Genomic DNA, 11,255 nt, shown 5'->3' on the forward strand with positions numbered 1-11,255 from the left:
CTTTACGTTAAACTTATCTTAAAGACTATAGCCTAACGTATATGTTTTCCCATTAACAGAAACTTCTATACGCATCTTAGCATCCGACTCCTTGGTTATTTTACTTGACACGTTTAAGGCCGTCCCTCTTCCATCTTCTGGATATACCACCGAAACCATTGAAATAGGCTTTTCATCTTCCTTTATTATAGAAAAAGCGACTCCTTTTCGAGGAATTTCTTCTCTGTAACTGTAGGACACCTTTAACGTTTCTGGTATTGTAGTAATCTCACTTTTGGATGATGCTACAACCTGTACATTGGGTTCGCTTTTATTATCGGATTTAAACGTATTGTTCTTAAAATTATATTTTGCGTCACCTTCCTTAATCTGATAACGAACTTTTACATTGCCGGTAGCGCTTCCAATAGCTTCATCGATAATTACAAAAAAAGATTGATCTACAAAAAACACGGAGCGTCTATGGCTCAGGTTCTCATAGCTCTTATTTTCATATACCAAATAATCAAGATTTTCTGAGGTGTGCCATTTCAATTCTTTTGTGTTTATAAGAATATCTTTATCGTCTAGTGTTAAAGTTTGATGGATTGAAGATTGTCTGTACCAATTTCGTTGGTTCATGACTTCTTTATCGCCAGCATACACATAACAGCCCGCATCTGGCATTAGATTCACGCCTTTATGCCATAGCTCAAAAGTACCATTGTCAGGTTGGGTATGAAATTCTCCACCACGTATCCCTGCTCGCATAATTAAGGCCGTGCTTTGTGAGTCCCAACCATTTCTAAATGCTGTTAACCCTGTTTCCGATAGTCTTGTTGACAAAACATCAGGAGCATGTCCCTCTTCCCCCCCCGTGGCATAATATTTAATTATCGGATCTTCTGGAAAAATGGTACTCCACTCTTTATATTTTTTCGTCATGGCCTCACTAGGTGTCGCCCAAGCATCTCCAAACATGGGGTAGCTCATATCGGGAAACGACACTTTAAGGCTTGCATATATCATATCTTTTATAGTAGCTAAGTACTCGCTTGGGAACTCATGTTCTAAATTCCAAAGCTGAGCCATTCGTAATCCTTTTAGGAAGGTTTCAATACTACCTATATGATAATGTTGACTTATCTCGAAATGGAATCCGTCGTTCAAAACCTGTACTTTCATTTCTTCATTTAAAATAGCAATGCCTTCTTTCCTCCATCTTTCAGCATTTTTAAACTCTTGAAAAAAACCACCACCGTAAATCATTCGCTGTGCTTGAAACAATCTGTGATTTCCTTTCTCTGTATAATTAGCACTAACCAGTTCTGCTTGTTCATGATAATTCAATAAAAACGTCACTAAAAATTCAGGCGTAAAATGTTCTGAATTTACAAAAAAATTAAAAAGTGTGGTTTGGTCCTGTACCCTTCTAGAGGTTTCCAAAGGGCGCCATGCAAACCGGTCATTTTCTTTGGAAAGCCCTTTTGGGTTATCCTTTATCCAATCTCTTAACTGGAATACCCATTCTTTGGCATACTTTTCATTTCCGGTAGACCAATAGGCTTGCCCCATAGGAATCCACCAATACATGCGGTTTACTTGCCATCTGATTTCGTTATCCTTTACTGGCCAATAATCCCAATCAATATCTTTTCCATAATCTAAATACCCATACCCTTTATGTACAAAGAACTTATGCTCCATACCTTTATTGGCTTTTTCTAAATCCAGTTTTCCTATTTCTTTTCCCAGCCACGACGCCTTGTCAGAAGCATTGATATCTGGATGCTCAATATGCGTTCTATTACGATAATACTTCAATAATTCGTCTGCTGCCTTTTTATAGTCTTCTTGCTTTACCTTTTCTTTTACTGTTTCTAATCCATCTGCATTTAAATCCAACAATTCAAATACGCTGGCATCAATAATGGTCTGACCTTGAGCAGATACGACCATGCTAATTATGCTAACGATTAGCAATAATCTAATGTTTTTAATCCATTTCATTTAGTTCGTTTTTTAGTGTTTAATCATTTGGTACCGCAAGGAGAAGATGTTATTAAAATCCTGATTCTCTAATATAAAAGAGCGATTTTGAATAAAAACCACTCTTTTACAGCTTATCACTATCAATCTTATTCCTTAACAATTTTTACTATTCCTATGCTTGATCCAATCTTTACTTTCATATTATATATGCCTTTAGATAAACTCGCGATATTAACCATTGGCTTTGAAGGATTGTCCATTTTAAGATGTAATACTTCTTGCCCTAACAGTGAGTAAATTTGAATTTGTTCTACTGGCTGTGTTGAAGAAAAATTAATTTCATTTTGCGCTGGATTAGGAAACACTGAAAACTTAAATTTTTCAAGAGACTCCACATTTAAGGTCGCTTTGTTATCAAAAATGATATAATCGATTTCAACATTATCGGCAGGACCATTTAAATTTGTATTTCTTTCCGTGAAACGAATCGTAATAGCATCCACAACCCCAGACCAGCCATCTGCACCAGTCAATTCTAAATCATAAGTTTTAAAATCAGCATCTTCGGTTGTCATAGCTGTATTAATAAACGTATTATTATCGTTGGCTGCATTTCTAATCACAAACCTTATTTCATTAATGATGCTACTCTTATTTTTGAGTCTTAAGTGGACGTAACCCTGTGTGCCAGCATCAATACCATTTACATATTGAATATTAGGGTTTTTATGGTTATCGGGGGTTAAAGTCATGATACCACCAGCAACAGCAACTGCTGCATTTTTACCTTCCCAACCTTCTAAATCAGCGTCGGTATCGAAATTAAAAGTTTGTGCCCGTACTGTAAAGGACACAGTTAACAATATAACCAAAAGTGTAATTTTTCTCATAATAATAGTTTTAAAAGTTAATTATTTGTTAGCAAAAAACATCAATTACCTGGAAATCAATACCGAAGATGTTATACCTTCAAAAGTAAAAGAACACGCTATATTCCTTAAGTTCAAATGTTCCATAAGAAGCGTGTAATTGTTCCATTCAGATGAAATCCCATCTTTGTTTTCTGTTAAGAATACAAGTTTTGTACAATTATCGTTTATAATTAAGCACCACCCTTAAAAGAATTAAGACATTAAGACCGGAACGAAATTCTTCATGTTCAGATTTTTGTTTGGAAAGCATCGCATGCTTAACAGTTTATACAATTCTATTGAGTTTTGACTATTTAGCTAAAAAACTACGTCCTAAACTCCTTAAATGAACCCCACTAAACTTATACTAAAGGAAATGGCTTATTCCCAGAACACCTTTCATCTTCTACTGTTTTTTTTTTAATCCAATTACTACAGGGGATAGTTTTCTCAATCATTATTATAGCTTTTCAATCTTCTGCTTTAAATCCTATTCCAAAGGTTATTATATTTTCACAACACCTACCAAAGCCTATTAATGTAACTTATGCCTGCGATTTATGTTACCTCTGTATGCGTTTTAAAAATGCCCCAACCCTAAATTTGTAGATAGCGCCATTAAAGAAAAAGCATTAAAATATATCCCGTTAGTTTTATACCCTAACATCGATTCACGCAACACATAGTACCCCAGAAGCATAATATATGGACAGGTATTAAAAAGCATTAACATTTTTAAAATTTAATCGCAGTAATCCTTATGAAAACAGAGCGTAGAGCATTTATAAAAACAATAGGAATGGGTAGCTTCTTATTAACAACAGCACCACATTTGGCTTCAGCTCCAATAGAAGACCTCTGCTTTCATGATGACGACCTTTTGAGTCTTAGCAGTAAACTGCTTAAGGAATGGTGCAACACCTTATTGCAATATCAAATTAAGGACAAAACCCAAAGCGGTTTGTTTGGAGGTATATTATGTCCGTCATGTGCTAGAATTCATGGCAGATGTCCAGAAGCAATCTACCCGCTTATGTTTCTTGCAGAAACAACAAAAGATAAGCGGTATTTAAATTCTGCAATCGCCTTATATGATTGGATGGAAACAAATGTGAGCCATCCCAATGGTTCCTGGAGAAATGATGTTAATATATCCAATTGGGACGGCACCACCGTTTTTATGGCTATTGCTATAGCCGAATCCTTAATATCCTTTGGACATCTCTTATCAAATCAAATAAAACAACAATGGCTATCAAGACTTAAAAAAGCTGCTGACTTTATTTACACAAATTTTCACATTAAATATTCCAATATCAATTATCCAATTAGCGCGACATATGCCTTAGCATTATTTGGAGATTTATTTAATGAGGAGAGATATAAAACCCATGCAAAGCAACTGGCTTATGAGGTACTAGAATACAAAACTCCAAACGACAATTTATTATTTGGAGAAAGAGGTAAAGGAAATGATATGGTAAGCCCCAAAGGATGCTACCCTATAGACTTAGGCTACAACATAGAAGAATCCCTGCCTATGCTCACTCTGTATGGACTTAAAACCCAAGATTCTGTGATTTTAGATGCTGTAGCAAAATTTTTACAAGCTCATATGGAATTTATGCTACCAGATGGCGCATGGGACAACAGTTGGGGAACTCGAAATTTCAAATGGACCTATTGGGGTAGCAGAACTACGGATGGCTGCCAAACAGCCTATGCATTAATGGCTGATAAAGACGCCCGGTTTTATAAAGTAGCTTTACAAAACACGAAATTATTAAAAACATGCACCAGTGAAGGTTTATTACAAGGTGGCCCCCATTACAATTCCCATGAGGTCCTACCATGTATCCATCATACATTCTGTCACGCAAAAGCATTAACAACCATCTTATCAAAAGGACTCCCTGAAACTTTAAAAAAAGAAAGCACTAAACTTCCAAGAGAAATCCCTTATGGCGTAAAAGTATTTCGAGACATTAATACTTGGTTAGTCTCTAACCAAAATTGGAAAGGGACCATAACTGGCTATGACAAAGAATACTCCTTTAAAAATGGACATCCTACTGGAGGATCCTTAACCATGCTTTGGCATAAACACCTAGGACCAGTATTAGCTTCAAGCATGAATGTTTACCAACTCTTTGAAGCCTCTAATATGCAAAGTGATTTCGACCCGAATTCGATATCTTTAACAACAAGGTTCCAAACTCGAGATGGAATGTATATGAATATTAGTGATTTAAAGTCTAATATTAAATACAACATTTATGAAGGAAACATTATTTTTACTACGCAATCCAAATTGGTAAACGCGAATCAAGAAAGTCCAGAAGACAGAGCTATTTATTGCCAGATAACATACATTTTCTCTAATGATTCGGTAAGTATTCTTGCAACACATGATTCTGAAAAAACAGATTATGTAGATTTTATTCTTCCCATAATTTCTCCATCTAGAGAAAAGTATAATTTAGTATCTCAAACCTCAGCAACCGTCCAAAAAGCCAAAGGCATACTCGAGATAAAATCTGACAAGCCCCTAAAACTCTTACCCATGTTTCCAAGTAAAAACAGAATATTTAATCATGTTCCTGGAATGGAAGCTATTCCTTTCGCTATAACAAACAATACTATTGAAATAAAGATCCGTTTCATATAATTTTTTTAAATCAACGCTTAATTATGATATTTAAAAACTATTCTGCATTATTAATATTTTTTTTAATATTGATATCCTGTAATAACAAAACCGAAAAGGAGCAACCTTTAGGAAAACCCAACTTTCTGTGGATTACGTTCGAAGATTCCAGCCCATATGGGTTTAGCTGTTATGGCAATACTGATTTTAAAACCTCTACAACAGATAGTTTGGCCCTGAAAGGAATTCAATATACAAACGCCTGCTCCACCGCGCCACATTGTTCTCCAGCTCGATCTACGCTAATAACAGGTTCTTTTGCGACTACCTACGGAATGGATGTGCATAGAGAACAATATGAAACGCCCTCGGATATTTTTTATACGGAGTATCTAAAAGAAGCAGGTTACTTTTTGGCCAACAATGACAAAACAGATTACAACTCTACCATAAATCACCAAAATCTTTGGGACGAATCTGGTCGTAATGCCTCTTATTGGAGTGAAAAAAGAAAACCTAACCAACCCTTTTTTGCTGTTTTTAATACTGCTGCCACCCATATGGGAAGAATGCGAACCATTACAACCGAAGGTAGAGGAAACTATGATGAATTGGGTATTAATCCAGAAACCATAACCTTACCAGGCCATGTTCCCGATCTTCCAGCGGTACGGTCAGATTTAGCTGTGCATTTAGAGTCCTATATAGGTGTAGATGCCTGGCTGGCAACATTTCTAAAAGACCTTAAACAAAGAGGCTTAGATGAAAATACCATTATTTTCTTTTATAGTGACCACGGAGGCACCTTGCCAAGAGGTAAAGGATTTCCTTTTGAATCTGGTTTAAAAGTACCTCTTATTGTTCATTTTCCTGAAAAATGGCAAAAACATTATGGTATTGAACAGGGTGTTAGCGAAAATAGACTCGTTGGGTTTGAAGATTTTGCGCCAACCATACTGAATCTTGCGGGTATAAAAATTCCCGACTTTATGCAAGGAAAGCCTTTTTTAGGACCAAATTCCGCTAAAGAAAAAACTTATCAATTTGGATTTAGAACCAATCAGGAAAATTACCACTACGACCCTTCAAGAACAGCAAGTGATGGTAAATTCAAATATATCAGAAACTACATCCCTCATAAACCGTTCGCCCTAAGAAACTTATACCAATGGGGTATGCCTGCAAATTTAGCTTGGGATGATTATGTTATATCTGGAAAGTGTACAGACGAAAAATGGCTACAACCCTTTAAGCCAAAAACTTCGGAAATGTTATTCGATTTGGAAAAAGACCCAGATGAATTAAACAACTTAGCTTATAATACTAACTATGGAGAGAAATTAATCGAACTTAGAACTGCTGTGTCAAACCATATTCGTAAATCCAAAGATTTAGGTTTATTTGTAAGAGGACTTAGAAAAAAAGAAGGCGGGTTATACAAATGGGTTAAAGAAACAGATTTCCCGTTAGAAGATCTATATGTAGCTGCTGAAACGGCAAGTATGCCTACTATCGAAGATGTCCCTTATTTATCTGATATTTTATCAAGCCCACACCCTGAAATTAGGTATTGGGGAGCTGTTGGTTTTAATACGCTAGCATCCAGAGGACAACTTCAAGACGCACCATTGCCCTTGAAAAAAGCTATGAAAGACCCTACTAATCAAGTATCTACCATGGCCGCCGAGGCACTCTGCTATATTTCAGATAATGACGAAGCCCTTTCCATTTTATTTGAACGCTTTAAAAACAACGACAACCCAGCATACTCTGCATTGGAAACCTTAACCTGGTATCCAGAACAAAAAAAGAAGCTTGAGCGTTATGCGGATAAATTGGAAATTTTACTGGCCGAAAATGAAAAAAATGCTGATGACAGAATGAGTGTTTACTTAAAAATACGCTCCTTATTGGTAAACCTGGGAAGAATACCCGTTTTGGATTTATATCCAGAAAGCGACAAGGAAAGAGGAAAAAAACTTAGCATAAAATCTAGACAATTTGTATATCCTGACGGCATACTATCAAGTGAAAATTAATTAGAATAAACTTAGATTCATGAAAAAATTTATTAATTTCTTAATCTTATTCCTGTGTGTTTCCCATTTAAATTCACAGGAAACCATTAAAGATTTCACGAAACCCAATGTTCTTTTTATTGCCATTGATGACCTAAAACCAACTATAGGAAGCTATGGAGATTCTTTTGCGATTACTCCTAACATAGATAAAATATCTAAAAACGCAACGGTGTTTATGAACAACCACACCCAACAAGCGATTTGTGGACCTTCTAGAGCTAGTGTACTAACGGGCAAACGCCCGGATTACACAAAAGTTCGTGATCTTGAAACCAAGATGCGGGATGTACATCCAGACATACTAACCATACCACAATATTTTAAAGAAAACGGCTATATAACTGCGGCTACTGGTAAGATATACGATTTTAGGTGTATTGATGAGTTTGGAGATAAGCCTTCATGGACTATTCCTTATATACAAGAGAATGATTTAGAATATCCAGAAGGTTACGGGAACCCTGTTCTGGCGTATTACCAAAATGAGGACATTAAAAAAAGATTTTCAGAATTAATAGCAGAAGCGAAGTCTAAAGGTATTGAAGACGGCATGACTTATGCAAAAGAAATTTATAAGCCCCCATTTGAAACCAGTGACGCTCCCGATGAAGCTTACCGAGATGGCGCCATTGCAAAACATGCCATGCAGCTTTTAGATACCGTTAGTAAAGATTCTAAACCTTTCTTTTTAGGGGTTGGCTTCAAGCGACCTCATTTACCTTTTGTGGCTTCACAAAAGTATTGGGACCTCTATGACCGAGATAAAATAAAAATCGCTACCAATCAAAAAAGAGTGGAAAACGGTGTTGAAATCGCTTATCATAACTCCTTCGAGATACTGAAATACAAAACACCGGAAATAGATTATATCGTTAAAAATGGTCTTTTGGAATTAGACCCAGACATTCAGAAAAAATTAATTCATGGCTATTACGCTTCGGTTTCCTTTGTGGATACCCAGATAGGGAAAATTATGGACAAGCTAAAAGAAAAAGGCTTGGACAAAAACACTATTATTGTCATTTGGGGCGATCATGGTTGGCATTTGGGAGATCATAGCATGTGGAACAAGCACTCCAATTTTGAACAAGCAACACGATCTCCTTTAATTATTTATGCGCCCAATACGAATAAAAAACAACTAAACGTAACCTCCCCAACAGCTCTTTTAGATATTTTCCCAACCCTATGTGAGTTAAGTCAAATGGAGGTTCCAAAGCATTTAGACGGTAAAAGTTTACGACCTATAATGAATGGTACAGTGAAACAGGTTAAGCCTTATGCCGTGAGCCAATATCCTAGAGAAAAACATACAGGCTATAGTTTTAGAACGGATAGGTACCGCTATACCGTTTGGCTAGGGAACAACAAGAAGAGCACCGATAGAATTACAAATAAGGATATTTTAGCCCAAGAATTATACGATTATAATAACGATCCTTTAGAAAGGGTGAATATTTTTGGTGATAAAAAACACAAGCGTACTCAACAGACCTTAGTGGAACACTCCAATACCTTTTTTAAAGCTGAAGCAGAAAAAGCTAAGCAAAACTGATTAAGATTCATGTCGTATTCTTGATAAAAATAAAAATTGTTATGGAATAAGAAAGACTTGTCTGACTTGAAGATTTCATGATTTTTAACGCTGTTCCTTATTTTACAACACTCCATTATACACGCTAGCACTATGAATACATTAAATAATTTTACGGCCAACTATGAGCATAGGTTGGAAATAAAAGCCGTTAAAAACATTTAATAAAGTGCATAAACATCTTTAGGTTTTTTTATTTAACAAACAACAATGCTTTAGAAGCATTAATCCCTATCTAACACTAATTTTCAAACACCAAATAGTCCATTAGTACAACTACCGTTTTCATCCCTAATTCAGCAAAAAAAGTGTATTGAAATCATCTTTCAATACACTTTAAATTAAATACTCAGAACCTTTACAAGGTTACTTATTTATTATTATCAACCTATAAATTAGAGTTTAACAACTTGTTTATTAAGACAAAAGCACATCTTTTTATGATCAATACTTAAGGGCACCATGAATCCAAGATGCCCAATAAACTGAACAATAATTTTAGCGATATCCATTATTTGAAGGATCACCCTCCAATAAAGCAGGGTTTAATAAAATTTCTTCAGCGGGTATCGGGTAAAGTACATGTTTCGCTTGAATGTTATTTCCCGGATTATTAAAGGGCCTATGCACCACATTCCTAACGGTTTCTACTAATATCCCCCATCTTATTAAATCCATTCTTCGATGTGACTCTCCAGATAATTCAAATTTGCGTTCATCCCTTATCTGTTCTCTAAAAGTTTCTTGAGTCATCCCACTCAAAGGCTGGTCTGGTTCAAAAGCACGCTCTCTTACCTTATTAATATATTGATAGGCATCTCCTGGGCCATTTAATTCATTTTCCGCTTCAGCAGCCATCAGATACACATCAGCAAGCCGAAAAACTACAACATTATCTGGATGATTTGCTCTTCTTGAATATTCTTGATCTAAGTTCCATAATTTTCGAAAGTAAGGGAAATTTAATTCTATGCCTTCATAATTTGTTGTGATAGACGCATCGTATCTAAGATCTCCAACCTGCCAATTAGTTCGGTCTGCAAACTCAGGAAGCGGGATGGCTTTACCATAACCCGTCATGTTATCATTATTCGTTTTTAAAGCGGCTATTAGTGCTGCTTTTTGAGAAGGATCTTTAGGTTCATCTCGAAGTCTTGGATTAAAAAAGTCTGTACGATTTTGTCTTAGCTCGTCCTCTACGGCATCAGAACCTGAATAATCTATAACAAATATATGCTCGTCATTATATTGATTAAATGGGTCTGATTGGTCAAAAACATCTGCATAGTTATCTAAAAGACGATGCGGCGAATTGTTAATTATCATAGCGGCTTCGTCTCTTGCTGCTTTCCATTCTTTATCAAACAAATGTAATTTCGTTTTTAAAGTAGCGGCAGCCCATTTGGTTACCCTTCCTAAATCGGACCCAGAATAAGAACTAGGCAAAAGACCAATAGCCTTTTCTAAATCTTTCTTTAAGTCTTTTCTAATTATCACTTTATCCGTCCTGGGCAAGCTAGATAACTCCACAATTGTTGGTAATGTCCTAAAGTAAGGAACATCACCCCAAATATTCGTTAAATGATAATAGGCCAATGCTCTAAAAAATAATATCTCACCCACGGCTTGATTTCGCATTTCAAGAGATAGTTTTTCATTGCCATCAATATTTTCTAAAAATAATGCAGCGTTACGAGCCAGTTCATAAAGTTTCTTCCATGTTCCGTAAGGATCTGTAGAGCTCTCATTAAAAGTGTAATTATGAACTTCAAGATTTTCTGCTCTATTTGCACCAACTAAATCGGCCCCGAACATATACATGTCATCCAACCCATTGTTTGACGTTCTATATAGCTCTAAAGAATGTATGACTCTATAAAGCCCATTTACTGCAAGCACTGCTTCTGCATCAGAGTTAAAAAAGTTATCTATAGTAACTTTATCCCTAAGATCTTCTTCCAAGAAATCTGAACATCCCAGTGTTGCGAAAAACATAAGGAAAATCATTATAATCGATATTTTATAAGTATGTTTCATCTTTATTAATATTT

General features: G+C 35.8%; 6 protein-coding genes. 3 read left to right on the forward strand and 3 right to left on the reverse strand.

Going from position 1 to position 11,255, the window contains the following annotated elements; genetic code table 11:
* Nucleotides 1–18 precede the first annotated feature (18 nt).
* Nucleotides 19–1,989 (reverse strand): heparin-sulfate lyase HepC, encoded by a 1,971-nt coding sequence (hepC, locus tag ACFFU9_RS09025; RefSeq protein ID WP_379861087.1) that lies wholly within the window; start codon nucleotides 1,987–1,989, stop codon nucleotides 19–21.
* Between the two features lie 128 nt (nucleotides 1,990–2,117).
* Complete coding sequence (locus ACFFU9_RS09030; protein ID WP_379861089.1) at nucleotides 2,118–2,861, reverse strand: T9SS type A sorting domain-containing protein; 744 nt, start codon at nucleotides 2,859–2,861, stop codon at nucleotides 2,118–2,120.
* Between the two features lie 781 nt (nucleotides 2,862–3,642).
* On the opposite strand from ACFFU9_RS09030, the gene ACFFU9_RS09035 reads away from it, so the two are divergent.
* The 3 genes from ACFFU9_RS09035 to ACFFU9_RS09045 are packed head-to-tail and all read left to right on the forward strand — an operon-like array spanning nucleotide 3,643 to nucleotide 9,165.
* Nucleotides 3,643–5,550, forward strand: coding sequence for an ulvan lysase-like protein (locus ACFFU9_RS09035; RefSeq protein WP_379861090.1), 1,908 nt, complete (start codon nucleotides 3,643–3,645; stop codon nucleotides 5,548–5,550).
* A 23-nt stretch (nucleotides 5,551–5,573) separates the two neighbouring features.
* Nucleotides 5,574–7,568, forward strand: coding sequence for a sulfatase-like hydrolase/transferase (locus ACFFU9_RS09040; protein WP_379861091.1), 1,995 nt, complete (start codon nucleotides 5,574–5,576; stop codon nucleotides 7,566–7,568).
* Nucleotides 7,569–7,587: 19 nt separating this feature from the next.
* Nucleotides 7,588–9,165: a sulfatase gene (locus ACFFU9_RS09045; protein WP_379861093.1), complete on the forward strand. Its 1,578-nt coding sequence runs from the start codon at nucleotides 7,588–7,590 to the stop codon at nucleotides 9,163–9,165.
* 537 nt (nucleotides 9,166–9,702) lie between these two features.
* Here the strand turns inward: ACFFU9_RS09045 and ACFFU9_RS09050 are convergent.
* A complete protein-coding gene (locus ACFFU9_RS09050) occupies nucleotides 9,703–11,241 on the reverse strand; it encodes a RagB/SusD family nutrient uptake outer membrane protein (protein WP_379861095.1) in 1,539 nt (512 codons plus the stop codon).
* Nucleotides 11,242–11,255: the final 14 nt, after the last annotated feature.

Source organism: Mariniflexile ostreae, assembly GCF_042427585.1.
GTDB classification, from domain to species: domain Bacteria; phylum Bacteroidota; class Bacteroidia; order Flavobacteriales; family Flavobacteriaceae; genus Pseudalgibacter; species Pseudalgibacter ostreae.

Bases quoted from the DNA above. Each gene is read 5' to 3' on its own strand.
- hepC (WP_379861087.1), bottom strand. From the start codon at position 1,989: ATGAAATGGATTAAAAACATTAGATTATTGCTAATCGTTAGCATAATT.
- ACFFU9_RS09030 (WP_379861089.1), bottom strand. From the start codon at position 2,861: ATGAGAAAAATTACACTTTTGGTTATATTGTTAACTGTGTCCTTTACA.
- ACFFU9_RS09035 (WP_379861090.1), top strand. From the start codon at position 3,643: ATGAAAACAGAGCGTAGAGCATTTATAAAAACAATAGGAATGGGTAGC.
- ACFFU9_RS09040 (WP_379861091.1), top strand. From the start codon at position 5,574: ATGATATTTAAAAACTATTCTGCATTATTAATATTTTTTTTAATATTG.
- ACFFU9_RS09045 (WP_379861093.1), top strand. From the start codon at position 7,588: ATGAAAAAATTTATTAATTTCTTAATCTTATTCCTGTGTGTTTCCCAT.
- ACFFU9_RS09050 (WP_379861095.1), bottom strand. From the start codon at position 11,241: ATGAAACATACTTATAAAATATCGATTATAATGATTTTCCTTATGTTT.